The organism is Pseudomonas sp. H2_A10 (genome assembly GCF_054680085.1).
Map to the genome: position 1 here is coordinate 437,112 of NZ_CP162821.1, position 21,854 is coordinate 458,965.

Genomic DNA, 21,854 nt, shown 5'->3' on the forward strand with positions numbered 1-21,854 from the left:
CGCGCCGCCGAGAATAGCGCATTTCGGGCCTGGCTTTAACGGGGTGGCAGCCGTTGCAGACGCTCCAGGATGTCGAGAACCACCATCCGAGGCGGCCGCTCATCGGTTTCCACCACCAGATCGGCGATTTCCCGATACAGCGGATCGCGCAACGCCAGCAGGTCGCGCAAGGTTTTTTCCGGGTTGGCCGTGCGCAACAACGGGCGATTGCGATCGCGTGCCGTACGGCCCACCTGCTGCTCGACCGACGCATGCAAATAGACCACCCGACCACCGGCATGCAGCGCCCGACGGTTTTCATCGCGCATCACCGCGCCACCCCCGGTAGCCAATACCACGCCATCGCAGCCGCACAGCTCGGCGATCATCGCCTGTTCGCGGTCACGAAAGCCCAGTTCGCCTTCTTTATCGAAGATCCACGGGATATTGGCACCCGTGCGCAATTCAATTTCCTTGTCGGAGTCTTTGAATGGCAGGCGCAGCTCTTTGGCAAGCAAACGGCCGATGGTGCTTTTTCCAGCCCCCATCGGTCCTACAAGAATCAAATTTCGCACAGAATCAACGACTCACAGCAATCGCCTGGTTATTCATAATACGCGGAGTCAGGAATACCAGCAGCTCGGATTTTTTCTCCGCCAGCACATCGCGCCGGAAAAGGCGGCCAAGATACGGCACATCGCCCAAAAATGGCACTTTATCTACCACTTTGCTCTGGGTATTGGAGAAAACTCCGCCAATAACGATGGTCTCGCCATCCTTGACCAGCACCTTGGCGTTGACCTCGTTTTTCTTGATGGGCGGTACGTCATTGAGTTTGTTCAGGTAGTCGGGCTCATCCTTGGTGACTTTGACCACCATGATCACATGGTCGTCGGGGGTGATTTGCGGCGTAACCTCCAGGGACAGCGAGGCCTCCTTGAATGACACGGAGGTTGCACCCTGGGAGGTGGATTCCTGATAGGGAATTTCGGTGCCCTTCAGGATACGTGCGGTCTCCTTGTCGGAGGTGACCACCTTGGGCTGCGAGACAATCTCGCCGTTGCCGGTTTTCTCCATGGCCGTCAGTTCCAGGTCGAGCAGCAAATTGTCGGTGATGTAGGCAATACCCAGGCCTGAAGCAGCGGTGAGCGACCCCATGTCGACAAACGGCGAGCTGGGTGGGTTTTCCGGCGGCTCCGCCCCCTCGGCCAAGGGTTTATTGATACCGCCGGCACTCCAATGACCACGATTGAGCCGCCCACCCCAGCGCACACCCAGGCTTTTGTCGTAGTCGACATTCGCCTCGACAATCCGCGCCTCGATCATCACCTGACGCACCGGGATGTCCAACTGCGCCACGATCCGCCGCAGCTCTTCAAGCCGCTCGTGGGTCTGGTAAGCGATGATATTGTTCGTGCGATCATCCACTGCCACCGAGCCGCGCTCATCGGTCGTGCCTTCCAGCCCGTTCACCGACTGAAACAACTTGGCCAGGTCCGCCGCCTTGGCGTAATTGACCTGCAGCAACTCACGACGCAGTGGCGCCAGGTCAGCCATTTGCTTGCGTGACTCCAAGGTGAGCAACTCGCGCGCAGCCAACTCTTCAGCGGGCGCCACCAGCAATACGCCGGCTTTTACCCGTTTATCCAACCCCTTGGTTTGCAGCACCAGGTCCAGGGCCTGATCCCAAGGCACGCCCTTGAGTCGCAGCGTAATCGAGCCTTGCACGTCGTCGCTGGCCACCAGGTTGAGGCCCGCCACATCGGCAATTTGCTGCAAGACGGCGCGCAACTCGATGTTCTGGAAGTTGAGATTGAGTTTGTCACCGGTATAGGCATCCAATACCGCGGCGCTCACCGGAGGTGGTAGTTGGATCAGATCCACACGATTGGGCACAGCAATAACCATCGGTGTCGTGAACGCTATCCATAGCGCCACACCGAAGGACGAAAACATCCTTTTCATTGTTTTATTCCGTTATGAATTGACGTTTAGCACGAGGGTTCGCGGGCGCTCCAGCCATGCGCCCTGTTCATCGGGGAACAATTCGACCAATTCGAGATGGCGCTCATCGATGGCCGTGACCCGCCCATGATCCCGCCCCAGGTAATCGCCGACCGCCAGGCGATACACCGTTGAGGCGGCACGCAGCAACGCGAAGGTCTGCGTTCCACGGGACAGTGTGCCGACCATTTCGAACTGATCCACCGCAAAACCTTCCAGCAAGCCTCGTGATCGAGCGAGGTCTGGCGCAAGGCCCGCCCTCAACGGCACACGATCGACTTGCATGGCCAGCGGCTGGAACGGATCGCGCAGCGCGCCAGCGTCATAGACAAAGGACGGCGCCTGTGCGACCGGCCTGCCCCGCGTGGCGCCTGGCCGTGCAAGCCAATAGGTCCTGGCCAGCAGATCAAGTCGCAACAACGCGCCATCCCGCTGCAGGGCAACATCGTGCACCGTCGTCATTCGCGAAAGGCCACCCAAGGTACTGACGAACGTCGCCAGGTCGTGGTAATTCCCGGTAACGCCGACTTGCACGGGCTGTTCAACATAGAACGCTTGAGGGCGCTCATCCAACGGCGTGACGCTCTCGACCACCAGCCCATTGGCCAGCGCCAACCGAGCAATATCCTCCAGCAGGCCGGGCATTTCGGACTCGCCTGGCAATTGCTGCAAAAGCTGCTCAGCGTTCTTCTGCACATGCTGGAACTGCCGGGCCTTCGCCTCAAGGCCAGCGGCCAAGGCAGTTTTTTCTGCGAGCTGGCGCCGTAGGACCACTTCCTGCGCCTGGACCTGGGACAAGCGCTCGCGCAACGGGCTCAGGAGCACAAGGTCGGCCGCCGCCAGTACCAAGCCCGCCAGCGCGCAGCCAAGCAAGACCTTGCCAGGTAGGGGCCATTTTGCGGCGTTGTGGGTCAGTGCGTAGAAATCGAGCCTGGGCAGGCTCATGGCTGGGCCTCAGCGGACTCTCCATGACGCACCATCAATTGAAATTCGTTGGTGCCATGCGTGCCTTCGGTTCGCACATGCTGCAACCGCGTCGCGTGGCCGCCTTCGGATGCTTCCAGGCGGCGCATCAGTTGAGCGATATCCTGGCTGGACTCAGCACTGCCACTGATACTCACCGTATCGCCCTTGGCCACCACTTCATGCAGATGCACGCCGTCGGGTACCGCGCGCGCCAATTGGTCCAACAGCTGGGCGCTGGATGAGCGGGCATCGTGCAGGTCCTGCACAACCTTCATGCGCTTTGCCAATAGCTGGCTTTGCTCCCGCAGGTCGTCGAGGGTCTTGATGCTGGAATCCTGAAGGGCCACGTCCTGAGCCACGTGGCTATTACGCGTCACTTGCCGATCGATCGCCTGGTCGATCACCTGATCGGCCAGCCACACGGCCGCCAGCGCCATGCAGGCAAACGCCAGCAGAAACGCCAGGAAGTATTTGCGCCGCCGCTCCGCCAGCGCCTGGCGCCAAGGCAAAAGGTTGATTCGTGTCTTCAAGCGAAACTCCTCAGGGCCAGCCCGCAAGCAACTCCCATCCCTTGGGCATCCACGGCCCATTGTGCACCATCGACTCGATGGCCCGGCGTGAAGCTGGCGAAATCCTGACTGCTCGCGCGCGCCAATGCAAACGCTTCAACATCAATCACCGCCGGCACCAGCCCCGCCAGTGCCAAAACCGCTTCTCGGGCTTCCACGTGCGCCTTCAGGCACGCCGCCAGCAGCACCTCGACCCGCGCAGGATGGTGAGCTGACGGGCCCTGGACCTGAAAGTCGATGGCCATGTCGTCCAGCGGATACGGAATGTACTGCTCGGCCTCCATCTGGATCATCCAGCTCATCTCATCATCGCCGAGCCCGGCGTCCAACTCGACCACCCGCGTGATGACCGATGGCCCAGTCACCGCCACTGCCGCTGCGCGGGCCGAGGTCTGCATGCGCGACAACGCCGTGCGCAGAGCAAGGCCTGCGCCTTCGAGGTCCAACACCGAGCCATCCACCACAGCTTGGGCAGGCAGCCCCTGCGTGGCATAGGCTCGGATACTGTAGCCGCTGCCTGAACGCGCCAGCTCGACCAACCTGATAGCCGTGTCACTGATATCGACGCCCAGCAAGGTATCCACTTTGCGCCGGAAAAATCTCTTTCCCATAAAACTCCCCAAAACTTTACCTGTCATACCGCTTGATTGCTGTTGTGCACCCTGCATTCGGTCGACTTGTTAAAGAGCCGCGAATGACGTCCCAAGGCGAAAATGCTTTAATGCCCAGCGTTTTTCCCCGCTTTTTATCTGCAGCTCGGGTTGATCCATCGTTTGCCATGCATGCCCCGACGCGTAACTCATTCTTTTCTCTGGAAATCCAAAAGCCTTGATTCGTCTGCTGAAGTTTTTCGGGTACTCCATTGTCGCCATCGTCTGCGGGCTGCTGCTCGTGCTCAGCGGGGCTTACCTCTACCTTAGTCCGGGTTTGCCATCGGTAGAGGCCCTTAGAAGTATCCAGTTGCAGATTCCTTTGCGGGTCTACAGCAGCGATGAAAAATTGATCGCGGAGTTCGGCGAAATGCGCCGCACACCGATCCGTTTTGCCGACATTCCGCCCAATTTCATCAGCGCCCTGCTGTCCGCCGAAGATGACAATTTCGCCAATCACTACGGCGTCGATCCGAGCAGCCTGGTGCGCGCCGCCACGCAGTTGGTAAAAAGCGGACACATTCAATCCGGTGGCAGCACCATCACCATGCAGGTGGCGAAGAACTTCTTCCTCACCAGCGAACGCAGTTTTTCGCGCAAAGCCACCGAGATCCTGCTGGCCCTGCAGATCGAACGCCAGTTGACCAAGGACGAGATCCTTGAGCTGTACGTCAACAAGATTTACCTGGGCAACCGCGCCTACGGCATCGAAGCCGCTTCGCAGGTGTACTACGGCAAGTCCATTCGTGACGCCAGCCTGGCGCAGATGGCGATGATTGCCGGCCTGCCCAAGGCCCCTTCGCGTTTCAACCCCCTGGCCAACCCGGCGCGCAGTAAAGAGCGTCGCGACTGGATCCTGGGGCGCATGTACAAGCTGGGCAAGATCGACCAGGCCGCCTATGAAAGCGCGGTCGCCGAACCGCTGAACGCCAGCTACCACGTCCCGACGCCGGAAGTGAATGCACCGTACATCGCCGAAATGGCCCGTGCCGAAATGGTCGGCCGTTATGGCAGCGAGGCCTACACCGAGGGCTTCCGCGTGACCACGACCGTTCCGAGCAACCTGCAGGAAATTGCCAATGATTCGGTGCATTCCGGCCTGATCACTTACGACCAGCGCCATGGCTACCGTGGCCCTGAGTCGCGCCTGCCGGGCAAGACTCTGAGCGCCTGGACCACCGAACTGGGCAAGCAACGCGCAATCAGCGGCCTGGAGCCGGCGATCGTTACCCAGATAAAGAAAGACGGCCTGCAGGTGCTGACCCGCGCCGGCGAAGCCCATGTGACATGGGACAGCATGAAGTGGGCGCGCCCTTTCCTGAATACCAACAGCATGGGCCCGATGCCCAAGCAGCCATCGGACGTCGCTCAAGTGGGTGACCTGATCCGCGTACAACGCCAGAAAGACGACAGCCTCAAATTCAGCCAGGTGCCGCTGGCCCAGAGCGCGCTGGTATCGCTGGACCCGCAGAACGGTGCGATCCGTGCCCTGGTGGGCGGCTTTGCGTTCGAGCAGAGCAACTACAACCGCGCCACCCAGGCCAAGCGCCAACCGGGTTCGAGTTTCAAACCGTTCATTTACAGTGCTGCATTGGATAACGGCTACACCGCCGCCAGCCTGGTCAACGATGCACCTATCGTGTTTGTCGACGAGTACCTGGACAAGGTCTGGCGCCCGAAGAACGACACCAATACCTTCCTTGGCCCGATCCGCATCCGCGAGGCCCTGTATAAGTCGCGCAACCTGGTCTCGATCCGCCTGCTGCAAGCGATGGGCGTAGGCAAGACCATCGACTACATCACGCGCTTTGGCTTCGCCAAGTCGGACCTGCCACCGAACCTGTCCCTGGCCCTCGGCACCGCGACGCTCACGCCAATGGAAATCGCCACCGGCTGGAGCACCTTCGCCAACGGCGGCTACAAGATCACGCCGTACCTGATCGACAAGATCGAAAGCCGCAACGGAGACACCCTGTTCACCGCCAACCCGCCACGGGTGCCGGGCGATGTGGTCAACGGCGTGGCGGCCACCGATGGCCTGGCAGCGCCAAGCAACGGTGGCATTACCATTGAGCCGACTCCAGGCGCCGCGCCGTCCACGACGGCCGCCCCGACGGAACCGCAGACACCGGCCGTTGCCGAGCGCATTGTGGATGGCCGTACCACTTATATCCTCAACAGCATCCTCGAAGACGTGATCAAGAAAGGCACCGGCCGTCGCGCCCTGGCCCTGGGCCGCGCGGATATCGCGGGCAAGACCGGTACCACCAACGAGTCCAAGGATGCCTGGTTCTCCGGTTATAACGCGGACTACGTGACCACCGTGTGGACCGGCTACGACCAACCGGAAAGCCTCGGCCGCCGTGAGTTCGGTGGCACCGTCGCACTGCCGATCTGGATGAGTTACATGGGCGCGGCCCTGAAGGACAAGCCGCTGCATACCCAGCCGGAGCCGGAAGGCATCCTCAGCCTGCGGATCGACCCAGTGAGTGGTCGTGCAGCCTCGCCAAGCACGCCGAATGCTTACTTCGAGCTGTTCAAGAGCGAAGACACGCCGCCGTCGATCAACGAGCTGGGCAATGGCGTGGTACCGGGCAGCCCGCTGCCGGCGGATGAAGCGGCGCCGATCGATCTGTTCTAATCGCTACTTCAAGCCAATAGAGATCCAAACGTGGGAGGGGGCTTGCCCCCTCCCACATTTAGATCTTCACAAGGCTCAATTAAAAGCCCACAAAAAAGCCCCGACTCGCAAGAGCCGGGGCTTTTTTGTGGGTGCGCTACAACGGCTTAGCCGTTGAACACATCATCCACGCTTTGCAGCGGGTAGTTCTTCGGATACGGCAGGGTGGCCACACCAGTCTCGATTGCGGCTTTGGCCACGGCATCGGAGATCAGGGTGATCAGGCGCTTGTCCATTGGCTTCGGAATGATGTACTCACGGCCGAATTCCAGTTTGGCGCCACCGTAGGCGTCGCATACATCCTGAGGTACCGGCAGCTTGGCCAGTTCACGCAGGGCGTTGGCGGCCGCGACTTTCATCTCTTCGTTGATGCGCTTGGCGCGAACGTCCAGGGCACCACGGAAGATGAACGGGAAGCCCAGTACGTTGTTGACCTGGTTCGGGTAGTCCGAACGACCGGTGGCCATGATCACATCGTTACGAGTGGCGTGGGCCAGCTCCGGCGAGATCTCTGGGTCTGGGTTGGAGCAGGCGAACACGATCGGGTTGGCCGCCATGGACTTCAGGCCTTCAGCGCTCAGCAGGTTCGGGCCGGACAGGCCGACGAACACATCGGCGCCGTCGAGGGCGTCAGCCAGGGTGCGCTTGGAGGACGGGTGGGCAAACATCGCCTTGTACTGGTTCAGGTCGGTACGCTCGGACTGGATCACGCCCTTGCTGTCGACCATGTAGATGTTTTCCAGCTTGGCACCCATGCTCACGATCAGCTTCATGCAGGAGATAGCCGCAGCGCCGGCGCCCAGGCAGACGATCTTGGCATCAGCCAGGGTTTTGCCGGCGATTTCCAGGGCGTTGATCATGCCGGCCGCGGTAACGATCGCGGTGCCGTGCTGGTCATCGTGGAATACCGGAATGTCACATTGCTCGATCAGGGCCTTTTCGATTTCGAAGCACTCAGGTGCCTTGATGTCTTCCAGGTTGATGCCACCGAAGGTGATGGAGATGCGCTTGACGGTATCGATGAAGGCCTGCGGGCTTTCGGAGTCGACTTCGATGTCGAATACGTCAATGCCGGCGAAGCGCTTGAACAGCACGCCCTTACCTTCCATGACTGGCTTGGATGCCAATGGGCCGAGGTTTCCCAGGCCGAGAATCGCGGTGCCATCGGAAATCACTGCAACCAGGTTGCCCTTGCCGGTGTACTTGTACGCCAGCTCAGGGTCACGGGCGATTTCACGTACGGGCTCGGCCACGCCGGGGCTGTAGGCCAGCGACAGGTCGCGGGCGGTAGCGGTGGCCTTGGTGAGCTCTACACTCAGCTTTCCTGGACGAGGATGGGCATGATATTCGAGAGCGGCAGTTTTCAAATCAGACATATCGGCATTCCGCTTTTACTGTTGGTCGACGGACCGCCGAGGATACTCGTGTCGTAAAGCCCCTACAAGACTGGGCAGTCACAGGTGTCAAGGCCCCAAAGCGCCGTACTTTGGTCTAAGGCCACGGGATACAAGGGCTCAACTGTTCACAATTGAATAAAAAAATGTCTACAATTTTTTATTAATCTGTCGATTTGAGCATACCGGGATCGGTCAGCGGCAGCAGCCAACGCGCTTGACCGTTTTTCAGGCGCCCCTGCCTGGAGCGATCCTGCACCCAACCGCGCGCCTCGATTGTCTTGCCTTGCAGACCATTGAGCAAGCCACTGTCGAACTGGCGGGCAAGATCGGGCGCCACGCGCAATACCAGTGAGCCCTGCAATTGAATCCAGATGCCGCCGCGATTGCGCTCGATCTTGCTCACCCGGCCGCTGACCAGCGCAAAACCGGATTGCCTGAGGTCGCTCACCGATTGCACCGGCGATTGCCGCCAGAGCCCCAACCCGGCCTGGCGGGCGCTGTTTTCCGCCGCCTGCTGGCAAGCGACGAGGTCAACATTGGGCGCGACCCCCACTTGAAACCCCAAGCCTTCGGCGAGCAAGCGCGCCTCGAGGTTTTCGCCATCGGCACCGTAAAGGTGGGCCAGGGTACGTCCGTAGCGGTCTTTTCGCTCGCGCCCCGGCACCAAGCCGACGCGACCGTCACTGGCCGCCACCAACGCCTGCAAACGCTGGCGGGCAGCGACCGCATAAGGCTCGTCGCCACGCCCCTTTTTAGCGGTTTCCGGGGCGTTGACGCCGATCATGCGCACGCTGCGGCCATCCTTGAGGCGCACGGTGTCGCCATCGACCACGCGCTGTACTTCAACCCGGACCACAGACGCCGGCGCAGGGCAAAACACCTCGGCCTGGGCGGCCTGCTGCCAAATCCCAGGCACAAAAAAGGCGCCCGCGAGGGACGCCTTTTTCAACAGCTGGCAAAAGCCCATAAGGCTTTTGAGCCTTACTCTGCTGGAGTAGCAGCAGGCTTCTTGCCGAAAGCACCAAAGCGATCTGCGAAGCGCTGTACGCGGCCGCCGGTGTCCAGAGTCTTCTGCTTACCGGTGTAGAACGGGTGGCACTCGTTGCATACGTCAGTACCCAGTGGCTTGCACAGGTTCGAACGGGTTTCGAACTTGTTGCCGCAGCTGCAGGTAACTTCGATGGTTTCGTACGCTGGATGGATATCGGCTTTCATGGTGACTTCCTCGGGCTAGCGTGCCGCCACTCGACACTATTGTCGAATACCGCACGTAATTAGGCCGCGGATTCTACCAGACCTTTTTAAACGCGCAAGCTGCGGCACCTATCGCCTGTCAACATAAAAGCACCTTTCATCAGAAAACCATGGCATACCCAACACCCCCCTCGTCTGCTAGGCTCGCGCCCCTGCACCGTCACCCGCCTTTATATGAGACTCCCCGCGTGCCCGACGCCATTTTGCGCCTAGCCCTGCCCTCGCCCCTGCGCCGCCTGTTCGACTATCGAGCCCCGGCCGGCGTGCTGCGGGCGCAGTTGCAGCCGGGCATGCGCGTACGCGTGCCGTTTGGCCGCCGGGAGATGATCGGCATCCTGATCGAAATCGCCGATCACAGCGAAGTGCCCGCCGAAAAGCTCAAGCCCGCCCTGGCGATCCTTGATGCCACGGCGCCACTGCCGCACGCGCTGTTCAAGCTGTGCCTGTGGACAGCCCAGTATTACCAGCACAGCCTGGGCGACACCCTGAGCTGGGCGTTGCCAGTGCTGTTGCGGCAGGGCGAACTGGCCGAGGCGCGTCAGGAGCGCTTCTGGTCGATGGCCCCCGGCGCACGCCTCGATGACCCGCGCATCGCACGCGCGCCGCGTCAACGCGAAGCCCTGGCGACACTGGCCCAGCACCCTCACGGCGTGGCCCATCAGCTTTTAAGCAAGCTGATGCTGAGCAAAGACAGCCTCGACCTGTTGCTGGCCAAAGGCTTGGTACAGGTCGAAATCCGCAAACACGCCCCTGACCCACGCCACGAACATTGGCTGGCCCAGCCGGAACTGCCGCTGAACCCCGAGCAACGCGCCGCTTACGAGGCGATTCGCGCAGGTTTCGACAGTTTCCATGCGTTCCTGCTGGCCGGCGTCACCGGCAGTGGCAAGACCGAAGTCTATTTGCAGTTGATCCGCGAAACCCTGCAAGCCGGCAAACAGGCGCTGGTACTGATCCCTGAGATCAACCTCGGCCCGCAGACCCTGGCGCGTTTCGAGCAACGCTTCAATGCCCGCATCGCCCTGGTGCACTCGGCGGTCAACGACCGTGAGCGCCTGGAGTCATGGCTGGCGGCACGGGATGGCGAGGCCGACATTATTATCGGCACGCGTTCGGCGCTGTTCACGCCAATGAAGAACCCCGGGCTGATCATCATCGACGAAGAACACGACGGCTCCTATAAGCAGCAGGAAGGCCTGCGCTACCACGCCCGCGACCTGGCGCTGGTGCGCGCCCGCCAGGAAGACATCCCGATCGTGCTCGGTTCGGCCACGCCGTCCCTGGAGAGCCTGCACAACGCCTACACCGGCCGTTACGGACTCCTACGCCTGAATGAACGCGCCGGCGGCGCCAAACAACCGCGCTTCCTGCGCCTGGACGTAAAAAGCCGCCCGCTGGACAGCGGTATTTCCGGGCCGATGCAGCAAGCAATAGGCCAAACCCTCGCCGCCGGCCAGCAAGTCCTGGTGTTTCTTAACCGCCGCGGCTTTGCGCCGACGCTGCTGTGCCATGACTGCGGCTGGATGTCCGAATGCGAGCGCTGCGATGCGCGCATGACCGTGCACCAGCGCTACGGCGAGTTGCGCTGCCATCACTGCGGCCATGTGGAGCGCGTGCCCCGCCACTGCCCGCAGTGCGGCAAGGTCGACCTGCGCCCGGTTGGCGCGGGCACCGAGCGCGCCGAAGAGCGCCTGGGCATTCTGTTCCCGGACTACCCCGTGCTGCGGGTCGACCGCGACAGCACCTCGCGCAAAGATGCGATGAACCAACTGTTCGCGACCATCCAGAAGGGCCAGCCATGCATCCTGGTGGGCACGCAGATGCTCGCCAAGGGGCACCACTTTCCCCGGGTGACCCTGGTGTCGATCCTGGACGCCGACGGCGGCCTGTTCTCCGGCGACTTCCGCGCCAGCGAGCGCATGGCGCAGTTGATCGTGCAAGTGGCCGGGCGCGCCGGGCGTGCCGAAGAGCCGGGCAAAGTGATTATCCAGACGCACCTGGCCGACCACCCGCTGCTGATTCAACTGACCGAACAAGGTTATTTTGCCTTCGCCGAACAGGCCCTGAGCGAACGCCGCTCCGCCGGCCTGCCGCCGTTTGCCCACCTGGCCTTGCTGCGCGCCGAGGCGCACAAGCCGGGGCAGGCCGAAGGTTTCCTGGACGAGGCGTGCAGTGCCGCCGAGCGGTTGCTAGGCGAACTGGGCCTGAGCGGCATCGAACTGCTCGGCCCGGTGCCCGCGCCCATGGAACGCCGCGCGGGACGTTATCGCGCTCAGCTACTGTTACAAGCCACCTCGCGCGCGCCACTGCATCGCTTATTAAGTAGCTGGTTACTTGCTCTGGAGCAAATACCCAGCGGGCGGCAGGTGCGATGGTCGTTGGATGTGGACCCGGTAGATTTGTATTAGTAGCAAGCCAACTCCCACATTTTGAAAGGTGAACACCGTTAAATGCGGGAGCGGGCGTGCCCGCGATGAGGCCCGCAGGTCCGCCATCTGGTCTGAACGGTTGGCAAGCCCGCCCTCGCCACGGATAATGCCCAGTTTTTCCACCTGCGCATCGCGCGCCGCCGCTTGCGGTCGAAAGAGAACACCATGAAAGACACCATTCGCCAGCTGATCCAACAAGCCCTCACCCAACTCGTCAACGAAGGTGTGTTGCCTGAAGGCCTGACGCCGGCGATCCAGGTGGAAAACACCCGCGACAAGACCCACGGTGACTTCGCCAGCAACATTGCGATGATGCTGTCCAAGCCCGCCGGCATGAAACCGCGCGACCTGGCGGAAAAAATCATCGCCGCGCTGCCGGTCGACGAGAGTGTCACCAAGGCCGAAATCGCCGGCCCCGGCTTTATCAACTTCTTCCAGAACACCCAGGCCCTGGCCTCGCGCCTGGACGCCGCGCTGGCTGACGCAAAAATAGGCGCCCGCAAGGCCGGCGCCACCCAGCGCGTGGTCGTCGACCTGTCGGCACCGAACCTGGCCAAAGAGATGCACGTGGGCCACCTGCGCTCCACCATCATTGGCGACGGCGTGGCGCGGGTGCTGGAGTTTCTCGGCGACAACGTGATCCGTCAGAACCACGTGGGCGACTGGGGCACCCAGTTCGGCATGCTGATGGCGTACCTGCAAGAGAACCCCATCACCAGCAATGAGCTGTCGGACCTGGAGAACTTCTACCGCGCCGCCAAGAAGCGCTTTGACGAATCCGAAGAATTCGCCGACCGCGCCCGTGACCTGGTGGTCAAGCTGCAGGCCGGCGACGCCGAATGCCTGGAGCTGTGGAACCGCTTCCGTGAGATTTCCCTGTCCCACTGCCAGGAAATCTACGAACTGCTCAACGTCAAATTGACCATGGCCGACGTGATGGGCGAAAGCGCCTACAACGACGACCTGATCAATGTGGTCAACGACCTCAAGGCCAAGGGCCTGTTGGTGGAGAGCAACGGCGCGCAGTGCGTGTTCCTTGAAGAATTCAAGACCGCCGACGGCGAGCCGTTGCCGGTGATCATCGTCAAGGCCGATGGCGGTTACCTCTATGCCACCACCGACCTGGCCGCCGTGCGCTATCGCAGCGGCGTGCTCAAGGCTGACCGTGCGTTGTACTTCGTCGACCAACGCCAGGCCCTGCACTTCCAGCAGGTGTTCGAAGTGGCGCGTCGCGCGGGCTTCGTCACCCACCCGATGCACATGGAACACATGGGCTTCGGCACCATGAACGGCGCCGATGGCCGCCCGTTCAAGACCCGCGATGGGGGCACCGTCAAGCTGATCGACCTGCTCAACGAAGCCCAGGATCGCGCCTACAGCCTGGTCAAGGAAAAGAACCCGGAACTGGCCGAAGCCGACCTGCGCAACATCGCCCGCGTGGTGGGCATCGGCGCGGTCAAATATGCCGACCTGTCCAAGCACCGCACCAGCGACTACAGCTTCAACTTCGAACTGATGCTCAACTTCGAAGGCAATACCGCGCCGTACCTGCTCTACGCCTACACCCGCGTGGCCGGTGTGTTCCGCAAGCTGGGCAAGGACTTCAGCGAAGTCGAAGGCCAGATCGTGCTGGATGCGCCCCACGAACAGGAGCTGGCGGCGAAACTGGCGCAATTTGGCGAAGTGTTGAACAGCGTCGGCGAGAAAGGCACGCCGCACATCCTGTGCAGCTACCTGTATGAAGTGGCCGGCCTGTTCTCCAGTTTCTACGAGAATTGCCCGATCCTCAGCGCCGACGACGAAGCCCAGAAGCAAAGTCGCCTGCGCCTCGCCGCACTGGCTGGACGGACCCTCAAGCAAGGCCTGGAACTGTTGGGCCTGGAAACTCTGGAGCGTATGTAAGTTGGCTGCCAAGAAAAACCTGCACCCAAGCGCGGCGCCAGCCGCTACCAGGCCCCGGCGAAAAAGCCGATCCCAGGCTGGTTGTGGATGGCCATCGGCCTCTCGGTCGGCGCGTTTGTGGTGTTCCTGATGAAGCTGGATCCGGGCCAGGGCGATGACGTCAAACGGGTCAAGCAGGAACAGCAGAAGGCCACCAAAATCGCCGAAGCCAACAAGACCGCGCCGAGCCCGACCGCACCAGTGAAGCCCAAATACGACTTCTACACGCTGCTGCCGGAATCGGAAGTGATCGTGCCACCTGACGCCGTGCCGGAGAAAACCCTGCCGACTCCGCAGGTGCCGACCACCCCGGTGACGCCGGCGGAAGCGGCGAAAATCGACACCGCACGCGCCCAGGCGGCACTGGCCGGCATCACCCCGCCACCTGCTCCGCCGGTTGCCGAAACCAAGGCGGCGCCGGTGACCAAGTTCTTCCTGCAGGCGGGTTCGTTCCCCAAGCAGGCGGATGCGGACCGTGTACGCGCGCAGATCATCCTGCTGGGCCAGTCGGTGACGGTGGAGTCTGGCACCGTGAAGGACGCGACGTGGTATCGCGTGCTGGTGGGGCCGTTCAGCAACCGTGAACAACTGACCGTGGCGCAGAAACAATTGGCTGGAGCAGGGTTTAGCAACCTGTTGTTACAACAACGCCAGAGCCGCTGATTCAGGCTCAACATGGATCAAAATGTGGGAGGGGCTTGCCCTCGATGGCGGGCTGTCAGTCGATGAATCTGGTGACTGACACACCGCTATCGGGAGCAAGCCCCCTCCCACATTGGCTTCTCGGTGTTCTCGAAAGGGTGTCAGACCAATAGACACCATTCGTCCGCACTAAGCACTCAAGGTTGAAATCACCCCCACCACCCCCATATGAGTTTCCATCAGGGCATTTTCGCCCCGCTGCGTGGAGACTCTCCCCTTGACCACCATCGTTTCAGTACGTCGCCACGGCAAAGTCGTCATGGGCGGCGACGGCCAGGTTTCCCTGGGTAATACCGTGATGAAAGGCAACGCGAAAAAAGTGCGTCGCCTGTACCACGGTCAGGTACTCGCCGGCTTCGCGGGCGCCACCGCCGATGCCTTTACCCTTTTTGAGCGTTTCGAAGGCCAGCTTGAAAAACATCAGGGCCACCTCGTGCGCGCTGCCGTCGAACTCGCCAAAGAGTGGCGCACCGACCGCTCCCTCAGCCGCCTGGAAGCCATGCTGGCCGTGGCCAACAAAGACGCGTCCTTGATCATCACCGGCAATGGCGATGTGGTTGAGCCTGAACATGGCCTGATCGCCATGGGTTCCGGCGGTGGTTACGCCCAGGCCGCGGCCAGCGCACTGCTGAAGAAAACCGACCTGTCGGCCCGGGAAATCGTCGAGACCGCCCTGGGCATCGCCGGCGATATCTGCGTGTTCACCAACCACAACCAGACCATTGAGGAGCAGGACCTCGCCGAGTAAGCCGTAGGCTTATTCCTGCTTGAGGCCGCCAAACACTATGTCCATGACTCCCCGCGAAATCGTCCACGAACTTAACCGCCATATCATCGGCCAGGACGATGCCAAGCGCGCCGTTGCCATCGCCCTGCGTAACCGCTGGCGCCGGATGCAACTGCCCGAAGAACTGCGCGTTGAAGTGACGCCCAAGAACATCCTGATGATCGGCCCGACCGGTGTCGGTAAAACCGAGATTGCCCGGCGCCTGGCCAAACTGGCCAATGCACCGTTCATCAAGGTCGAAGCGACCAAGTTCACCGAAGTCGGCTATGTGGGCCGGGACGTCGAGTCGATCATCCGTGATCTGGCCGACGCCGCCCTGAAGATGCTGCGCGAACAGGAAGTGACCAAGGTCAGCCACCGCGCCGAAGACGCCGCCGAAGAGCGCATCCTCGATGCCCTGCTGCCACCGGCGCGCATGGGCTTCAACGAAGATGCCGCGCCGTCGTCGGATTCCAACACCCGCCAACTGTTCCGCAAGCGCCTGCGCGAAGGCCAGTTGGATGACAAGGAAATCGAGATCGAAGTTGCCGAAGTGTCTGGCGTGGACATCTCCGCACCGCCTGGCATGGAAGAAATGACCAGCCAGTTGCAGAACCTGTTCGCCAACATGGGCAAGGGCAAGAAGAAAAGCCGCAAGCTCAAGGTGAAAGAGGCGCTCAAGCTGGTGCGCGATGAAGAAGCCGGGCGCCTGGTGAACGAGGAAGAGCTCAAGGTCAAGGCCCTCGAAGCGGTCGAACAACATGGCATCGTGTTTATCGATGAGATCGACAAGGTGGCCAAGCGCGGCAATTCCGGCGGCGTCGACGTGTCCCGCGAAGGCGTGCAGCGTGACCTGCTGCCGCTGATCGAAGGCTGCACCGTCAACACCAAGCTGGGCATGGTCAAGACCGACCACATCCTGTTCATCGCCTCCGGCGCGTTCCACCTGAGCAAGCCAAGCGACCTGGTGCCGGAGTTGCAAGGCCGCCTGCCGATCCGCGTGGAGCTCAAGGCCCTGACCCCGGGCGACTTCGAACGCATCCTCAGCGAACCGCATGCCTCGCTGACCGAGCAATACCGCGAACTGCTGAAAACCGAAGGGCTGGGCATCGAGTTCCAGGCCGACGGCATCAAGCGCCTGGCGGAGATCGCCTGGCAGGTCAATGAAAAGACCGAGAACATCGGTGCCCGTCGCCTGCACACACTGCTTGAGCGCCTGCTTGAGGAAGTGTCCTTCAGCGCAGGCGACATGGCTGGTGCGCAGAATGGCGAGGCGATCAAGATCGACGCTGACTACGTCAACAGCCACTTGGGCGAATTGGCGCAGAACGAAGATTTGTCGCGGTATATCCTGTAAGCCGCACACCGAACTGCTTTGCTTCAATGTGGGAGGGGGCTTGCTCCCACATTTCAGGGTTATCTCCAATGTCCAAATTTCCGACTGCCGTAAACCTGCACAAAACCTCCAACACCCTCAGCCTCACTTACGGGCCGGATGAAACCTACCAACTGCCCGCCGAATTCCTGCGAGTGCACTCCCCTTCCGCCGAGGTCCAGGGCCACGGCAAACCCATCCTGCAATACGGCAAGCTCAACGTCAGGTTGATCAAGCTGGAACCGGCCGGTCAGTACGCACTGAAATTGACCTTCGACGATGGGCATGACAGCGGGCTGTTCACGTGGGACTACCTCTACCAATTGGCCGTGCGTCAGGACGCGCTGTGGGCCGATTATCTCGCCGAGCTCAAGGCTGCCGGAAAAACCCGCGACCCGAGTCAGTCGGTCGTGCGGCTGATGCTCTAGCCCAGGCTTCTTGCTCTTTAGAGGGCATTTTCTAATTTCATCTGCTTGAATGCCCTGTCTCGTGGCCAACGATTGGCCCGCTTGCGAAAAAAATTAAACTCGGGTAACCAATGGAACTGGCAAGTTCCCTGCATTTGACGATGCGGTATCAACGGTCACCCGAGTCGCAGTACCAGGCTTGTGTTGTGTATCGAAACTTCGTACGCAGCGGTACCCGGTACTCGTCTTTCGGACAATGGAGCGTCGTAGATGAGTAACAAGAACAACGATGACTTGAAACGCCAGGCCTCGGAAAACACCCTGGGGCTGAACCCGATCATCGCGTTACGCAAAAAGGATTTATTGGCCTCGGCGAAGATGGTGCTGACCCAAGCCATCAAGCAACCGTTGCACAGCGTCAAACACGTCGCCCACTTTGGCGTGGAACTCAAGAATGTGATGTTCGGCAAATCCGCGCTGGTGCCCGAGAGCGACGACCGTCGCTTTCACGACCCGGCCTGGAGCCAGAACCCGCTCTACAAACGCTACCTGCAAACCTACCTGGCGTGGCGCAAGGAACTGCACGACTGGATCGGTGACAGTAACCTTCCCGCACAGGACATCAGCCGCGGCCACTTCGTGATCAACCTGATGACCGAAGCCATGGCACCGACCAACAGCGCGGCCAACCCGGCGGCGGTCAAACGCTTCTTCGAAACCGGCGGCAAGAGCCTGCTCGACGGTCTGTCGCACCTGGCCAAAGACATGGTGCACAACGGCGGCATGCCGAGCCAGGTCAATATGGGCGCCTTTGAAGTCGGTAAATCGCTGGGCACCACCGAAGGCGCTGTGGTGTTTCGCAATGACGTGCTGGAGCTGATCCAGTACAAGCCGATCACCGAGCAGGTGCACGAGCGCCCGCTGCTGGTGGTGCCGCCGCAAATCAACAAATTCTATGTGTTCGACCTGAGCCCGGATAAAAGCCTGGCGCGCTTCTGCCTGCGCAATGGGCAGCAGACGTTTATCGTCAGCTGGCGCAACCCGACCAAGGCCCAGCGTGAATGGGGCCTGTCGACCTATATCGAGGCGCTCAAGGAAGCGGTGGATGTGGTCACGGCGATCACCGGCAGCAAAGACATCAACATGCTCGGCGCCTGCTCCGGCGGCATCACCTGCACGGCCCTGCTCGGTCACTACGCCGCGCTGGGGGAGAAAAAGGTCAACGCCCTGACCCTGCTGGTCAGCGTGCTCGACACCACCCTGGACACTCAGGTGGCCTTGTTCGTCGACGAGCAAACCCTGGAAGCAGCCAAGCGCCACTCCTACCAGGCCGGCGTGCTGGAAGGCCGCGACATGGCCAAAGTGTTCGCCTGGATGCGCCCCAACGACCTGATCTGGAATTACTGGGTCAACAACTACCTGCTGGGCAACGAGCCGCCGGTGTTCGACATCCTGTTCTGGAACAACGACACCACGCGCTTGCCCGCGGCGTTCCACGGTGACCTGATCGAGCTGTTCAAGAACAACCCGCTGGTGCGCCCCAACGCGCTGGAAGTGTGCGGCACCCCCATCGACCTCAAGCAAGTGACCGCCGATATCTATTCACTGGCCGGTACCAACGACCACATCACGCCGTGGCAGTCTTGCTACAAGTCGGCGCAGCTGTTTGGCGGCAAGGTGGAGTTCGTGCTGTCCAGCAGCGGGCATATCCAGAGCATCCTCAACCCGCCCGGCAACCCCAAGGCACGCTATCAGACCAGCGACAGCCTGGCGGGCAAGCCGCTGGAATGGCAAGAAAACGCGACCAAGCACACGGATTCGTGGTGGCTGCATTGGCAGGCCTGGCAGGCGGAACGGGCGGGCAAGCTGAAGAAGGCGCCGACGTCATTAGGCAATAAAACCTACGTCGCAGCCGAAGCGGCACCTGGAACCTATGTACACGAGCGCTAGATTGAAATGGGATCAAATGTGGGAGGGGGCTTGCTCCCGATAGCGGTGTGTCAGTCAGTTGATCCATTGGCTGAGCAATTGCAATCGGGAGCAAGCCCCCTCCCCCATTTGGACCGCACTCCGGCTGTAACACTTCACAGGGCTTGAGCATGCCGCAACCGTTCATCTTCCGTACCATCGACCTGGATGGCCAGACCATCCGCACGGCGGTACGCCCAGGCAAGCCTCACTTGACGCCGCTGCTGATTTTCAACGGCATCGGCGCCAACCTTGAGCTGGTGTTTCCGTTCGTACAGGCGCTGGACCCGGACCTGGAAGTGATCGCCTTCGATGTACCGGGCGTGGGCGGTTCGTCCACGCCCAAGCGGCCCTACCGCTTTCCCGGCCTGGCCAAACTCACCGCGCGCATGCTCGATTACCTGGATTATGGCCAGGTGAATGCGGTTGGGGTGTCCTGGGGCGGGGCGCTGGCGCAGCAGTTTGCCTATGACTACCCGGAGCGCTGCAAGAAGTTGATTCTGGCCGCCACCGCGGCCGGCGCCTTTATGGTGCCGGGCAAGCCCAAGGTGCTGTGGCTGATGGCCAGCCCACGCCGCTACATCCAGCCGTCCCACGTGGTGCGCATCGCGCCGATGATTTATGGCGGCTCATTCCGCCGCGATTCCAAGCTGGCCGCCGAGCATGCCAGCAAAGTGCGCTCGGCCGGCAAGCTCGGCTATTACTGGCAACTGTTCGCCGGGCTGGGCTGGACCAGCATCCACTGGCTGCACAAGATCCGCCAGCCAACCCTGGTACTGGCGGGGGACGACGACCCGCTGATCCCGCTGGTCAACATGCGCATGCTCGCCTGGCGCATTCCCAACGCACAGTTGCACATCATCGATGACGGGCATCTGTTCCTGATCACCCGGGCCGAGGCCGTGGCACCGATCATCATGAAGTTTCTGGAGGAGGAGCGCCTGCGCGCCGTGATTCACCCAAGACCCGCGGTGTAAGGACCACACCGCCGCGCAACTTGCCGGGAACCGGCTATGGTTCTGAATTGGCGTGCCTGTTGATGGTTTGACGAAGGAGTGTTGGCTCATGCGAGAAAGACCCGTGACGAACCCGGCGCCCACCCCTGCCGCGTTTATCAATGCGCAAAACGCAATCACCGGCCTGCGCGGCCGGGATTTGCTGTCCACGCTGCGCAGCGTTGCCGCTCACGGCCTGCGCAACCCGGTGCATACCGCCCGTCACGCCCTGGCCCTGGGTGGCCAATTGGGTCGCGTGCTGCTCGGGGAGACGGTGCATGAACCCAACCCGCGCGACAGCCGCTTCGTCGACCCCACCTGGACGCTCAACCCCTTCTACCGGCGCAGCCTGCAAGCCTATCTGAGCTGGCAGAAGCAGACTCGCCACTGGATCGATGACAGCGCCCTGAGCGCCGACGACCAGGCCCGCGCGCACTTTGCCTTGGCCCTGATCAATGACGCGGTGTCGCCCTCCAATACCCTGCTCAACCCGCTGGCGATCAAGGAACTGCTCAACTCCGGCGGCAACAGCGTGGTGCGCGGTGTGAGCAACCTGTTCGACGACCTGCTGCACAACAATGGCCTGCCGCGCCAAATCAGCAAGCATGCATTCGAAGTGGGCAAGACCGTCGCCACCACCCCAGGCTCGGTGGTGTTTCGCAATGAGCTGCTGGAGCTGATCCAGTACAAGCCCATGAGCGAAAAACAGTACGCCAGGCCGCTGTTGATCGTGCCGCCGCAGATCAACAAGTACTACATTTTCGACCTGAGCCCGGCCAACAGCTTTGTGCAATACGCGCTCAAGAATGGCTTGCAGACGTTCATGGTCAGCTGGCGCAACCCCGACGTGCGGCATCGCGAATGGGGTCTTTCCACTTATGTGGCGGCGCTGGAGGAAGCACTCAACGTGTGCCGGGCGATCACCGGTGCCCGCGAGGTCAACCTGATGGGCGCCTGCGCCGGCGGCCTGACCATCGCCGCCCTGCAAGGCCACCTGCAAGCCAAGCGTCAGTTGCGACGCGTCTCCAGCGCCAGCTACCTGGTGAGCCTGCTCGACAGCCAGATCGACGGCCCGGCCATGCTGTTCGCCGATGAGCAGACCCTGGAAGCCGCCAAGCGCCGCTCCTACCAGCAAGGCGTGCTGGACGGCCGCGACATGGCCAAGGTGTTCGCCTGGATGCGCCCCAATGACCTGATCTGGAACTACTGGATCAACAACTACCTGCTGGGCAAGGAACCGCCGGCCTTCGACATCCTGTACTGGAACAACGACAACACCCGCCTGCCCGCTGCGCTGCATGGCGACCTGCTGGATTTCTTCAAGCACAACCCACTGACCCACGCGGGCGGCCTGGAGGTGTGCGGCACGCCCATCGACTTGCAGAAAGTCACGGTGGACAGCTTCAGCGTCGCCGGGATCAACGACCACATAACGCCGTGGGACGCGGTGTACCGCTCCACGCAATTGCTCGGGGGCGACCGGCGCTTCGTGCTGTCCAACAGCGGGCATATCCAGAGCATCCTCAACCCGCCGGGCAACCCCAAGGCCAACTACGTCGAGAACCCCAAGCTGAGCAGCGACCCGCGCGCCTGGTACTACGACGCCAATCATGTCGAAGGCAGCTGGTGGCCGCAGTGGCTGGACTGGATCCAGCAGCGCTCGGGCGTGCAACGCGAAACCCTCACCGCCCTGGGCAACCAGAATTACCCACCGATGGAAGCGGCGCCGGGCACTTACGTGCGTGTGCGCTGAGCTCAACGATCACATTAAG

The 21,854-nt window shown here is 61.5% G+C and carries 17 protein-coding genes and 1 pseudogene; 10 read left to right on the forward strand and 8 right to left on the reverse strand.

Annotated elements, in window-relative coordinates; genetic code table 11:
• Positions 1-35 precede the first annotated feature (35 nt).
• The 5 genes from aroK to pilM all read right to left on the reverse strand — a co-directional run bounded on the left by aroK (position 36) and on the right by pilM (position 4,129).
• On the reverse strand, positions 36-554 hold the full coding sequence (gene aroK, locus AB4O23_RS02000; RefSeq protein ID WP_003171222.1) for a shikimate kinase AroK: 519 nt from the start codon (positions 552-554) through the stop codon (positions 36-38).
• Positions 555-558: 4 nt separating this feature from the next.
• Positions 559-1,887, reverse strand: coding sequence for a type IV pilus secretin PilQ (locus tag AB4O23_RS02005; protein ID WP_068935682.1), 1,329 nt, complete (start codon positions 1,885-1,887; stop codon positions 559-561).
• Positions 1,888-1,956: 69 nt separating this feature from the next.
• Positions 1,957-2,928: a pilus assembly protein PilP gene (locus AB4O23_RS02010; RefSeq protein WP_223495203.1), complete on the reverse strand. Its 972-nt coding sequence runs from the start codon at positions 2,926-2,928 to the stop codon at positions 1,957-1,959.
• Entirely contained in the window at positions 2,925-3,479 is a 555-nt protein-coding gene (locus tag AB4O23_RS02015) for a PilN domain-containing protein (protein WP_135196341.1), read from the reverse strand. Before AB4O23_RS02015 ends, AB4O23_RS02010 begins: the two co-directional genes overlap by 4 nt.
• Positions 3,476-4,129: a type IV pilus biogenesis protein PilM gene (gene pilM, locus AB4O23_RS02020; protein WP_460061968.1), complete on the reverse strand. Its 654-nt coding sequence runs from the start codon at positions 4,127-4,129 to the stop codon at positions 3,476-3,478. Before pilM ends, AB4O23_RS02015 begins: the two co-directional genes overlap by 4 nt.
• Before the next feature lie 220 nt (positions 4,130-4,349).
• Here pilM and AB4O23_RS02025 point away from each other — a divergent pair, with 220 nt between their 5' ends.
• On the forward strand, positions 4,350-6,809 hold the full coding sequence (locus tag AB4O23_RS02025; RefSeq protein WP_411736589.1) for a penicillin-binding protein 1A: 2,460 nt from the start codon (positions 4,350-4,352) through the stop codon (positions 6,807-6,809).
• 146 nt (positions 6,810-6,955) lie between these two features.
• Here AB4O23_RS02025 and AB4O23_RS02030 read toward each other — a convergent pair whose 3' ends face one another.
• From AB4O23_RS02030 to rpmE, 3 genes are all read right to left on the reverse strand, one after another.
• On the reverse strand, positions 6,956-8,224 hold the full coding sequence (locus AB4O23_RS02030) for a malic enzyme-like NAD(P)-binding protein (RefSeq protein WP_049710409.1): 1,269 nt from the start codon (positions 8,222-8,224) through the stop codon (positions 6,956-6,958).
• Positions 8,225-8,405: 181 nt separating this feature from the next.
• Positions 8,406-9,212, reverse strand: coding sequence for a thermonuclease family protein (locus AB4O23_RS02035; protein WP_065879488.1), 807 nt, complete (start codon positions 9,210-9,212; stop codon positions 8,406-8,408).
• A 14-nt stretch (positions 9,213-9,226) separates the two neighbouring features.
• Positions 9,227-9,460 (reverse strand): 50S ribosomal protein L31, encoded by a 234-nt coding sequence (gene rpmE, locus AB4O23_RS02040; protein WP_005784030.1) that lies wholly within the window; start codon positions 9,458-9,460, stop codon positions 9,227-9,229.
• A gap of 227 nt (positions 9,461-9,687) precedes the next feature.
• Between rpmE and AB4O23_RS02045 the strand changes: the two genes are divergently transcribed.
• The 9 genes and pseudogenes from AB4O23_RS02045 to phaC (AB4O23_RS02085) all read left to right on the forward strand — a co-directional run bounded on the left by AB4O23_RS02045 (position 9,688) and on the right by phaC (AB4O23_RS02085) (position 21,835).
• Complete coding sequence (locus AB4O23_RS02045) at positions 9,688-11,907, forward strand: primosomal protein N' (protein WP_017526529.1); 2,220 nt, start codon at positions 9,688-9,690, stop codon at positions 11,905-11,907.
• Positions 11,908-12,093: 186 nt separating this feature from the next.
• Positions 12,094-13,830 (forward strand): arginine--tRNA ligase, encoded by a 1,737-nt coding sequence (gene argS / locus AB4O23_RS02050; protein WP_460150380.1) that lies wholly within the window; start codon positions 12,094-12,096, stop codon positions 13,828-13,830.
• Positions 13,831-13,842: 12 nt separating this feature from the next.
• Positions 13,843-14,532: pseudogene (locus AB4O23_RS02055) on the forward strand (SPOR domain-containing protein); the annotation flags it as partial.
• A 256-nt stretch (positions 14,533-14,788) separates the two neighbouring features.
• Positions 14,789-15,319 (forward strand): ATP-dependent protease subunit HslV, encoded by a 531-nt coding sequence (hslV, locus tag AB4O23_RS02060; RefSeq protein ID WP_003171209.1) that lies wholly within the window; start codon positions 14,789-14,791, stop codon positions 15,317-15,319.
• A 37-nt stretch (positions 15,320-15,356) separates the two neighbouring features.
• Positions 15,357-16,694, forward strand: a complete 1,338-nt coding sequence (hslU, locus tag AB4O23_RS02065) for an ATP-dependent protease ATPase subunit HslU (protein ID WP_460150381.1) — start codon at positions 15,357-15,359, stop codon at positions 16,692-16,694.
• 68 nt (positions 16,695-16,762) lie between these two features.
• Positions 16,763-17,140: a gamma-butyrobetaine hydroxylase family protein gene (locus AB4O23_RS02070; protein WP_017526532.1), complete on the forward strand. Its 378-nt coding sequence runs from the start codon at positions 16,763-16,765 to the stop codon at positions 17,138-17,140.
• Positions 17,141-17,389: 249 nt separating this feature from the next.
• A complete protein-coding gene (phaC, locus tag AB4O23_RS02075; RefSeq protein ID WP_017526533.1) occupies positions 17,390-19,069 on the forward strand; it encodes a class II poly(R)-hydroxyalkanoic acid synthase in 1,680 nt (559 codons plus the stop codon).
• Positions 19,070-19,218: 149 nt separating this feature from the next.
• On the forward strand, positions 19,219-20,064 hold the full coding sequence (phaZ, locus tag AB4O23_RS02080; RefSeq protein WP_017526534.1) for a poly(3-hydroxyalkanoate) depolymerase: 846 nt from the start codon (positions 19,219-19,221) through the stop codon (positions 20,062-20,064).
• Between the two features lie 88 nt (positions 20,065-20,152).
• Positions 20,153-21,835 (forward strand): class II poly(R)-hydroxyalkanoic acid synthase, encoded by a 1,683-nt coding sequence (gene phaC, locus AB4O23_RS02085; RefSeq protein ID WP_068935688.1) that lies wholly within the window; start codon positions 20,153-20,155, stop codon positions 21,833-21,835.
• Positions 21,836-21,854: the final 19 nt, after the last annotated feature.

What these genes read in the sequence shown, in the direction of transcription:
- AB4O23_RS02035 (WP_065879488.1), bottom strand. Translation starts at nt 9,212, where the DNA reads ATGGGCTTTTGCCAGCTGTTGAAAAAGGCGTCCCTCGCGGGCGCCTTT.
- pilM (WP_460061968.1), bottom strand. Translation starts at nt 4,129, where the DNA reads ATGGGAAAGAGATTTTTCCGGCGCAAAGTGGATACCTTGCTGGGCGTC.
- AB4O23_RS02070 (WP_017526532.1), top strand. Translation starts at nt 16,763, where the DNA reads ATGTCCAAATTTCCGACTGCCGTAAACCTGCACAAAACCTCCAACACC.
- phaC (WP_068935688.1), top strand. Translation starts at nt 20,153, where the DNA reads ATGCGAGAAAGACCCGTGACGAACCCGGCGCCCACCCCTGCCGCGTTT.
- AB4O23_RS02005 (WP_068935682.1), bottom strand. Translation starts at nt 1,887, where the DNA reads ATGGTTATTGCTGTGCCCAATCGTGTGGATCTGATCCAACTACCACCT.
- AB4O23_RS02010 (WP_223495203.1), bottom strand. Translation starts at nt 2,928, where the DNA reads ATGAGCCTGCCCAGGCTCGATTTCTACGCACTGACCCACAACGCCGCA.
- rpmE (WP_005784030.1), bottom strand. Translation starts at nt 9,460, where the DNA reads ATGAAAGCCGATATCCATCCAGCGTACGAAACCATCGAAGTTACCTGC.
- phaZ (WP_017526534.1), top strand. Translation starts at nt 19,219, where the DNA reads ATGCCGCAACCGTTCATCTTCCGTACCATCGACCTGGATGGCCAGACC.
- phaC (WP_017526533.1), top strand. Translation starts at nt 17,390, where the DNA reads ATGAGTAACAAGAACAACGATGACTTGAAACGCCAGGCCTCGGAAAAC.
- hslU (WP_460150381.1), top strand. Translation starts at nt 15,357, where the DNA reads ATGTCCATGACTCCCCGCGAAATCGTCCACGAACTTAACCGCCATATC.
- argS (WP_460150380.1), top strand. Translation starts at nt 12,094, where the DNA reads ATGAAAGACACCATTCGCCAGCTGATCCAACAAGCCCTCACCCAACTC.
- AB4O23_RS02030 (WP_049710409.1), bottom strand. Translation starts at nt 8,224, where the DNA reads ATGTCTGATTTGAAAACTGCCGCTCTCGAATATCATGCCCATCCTCGT.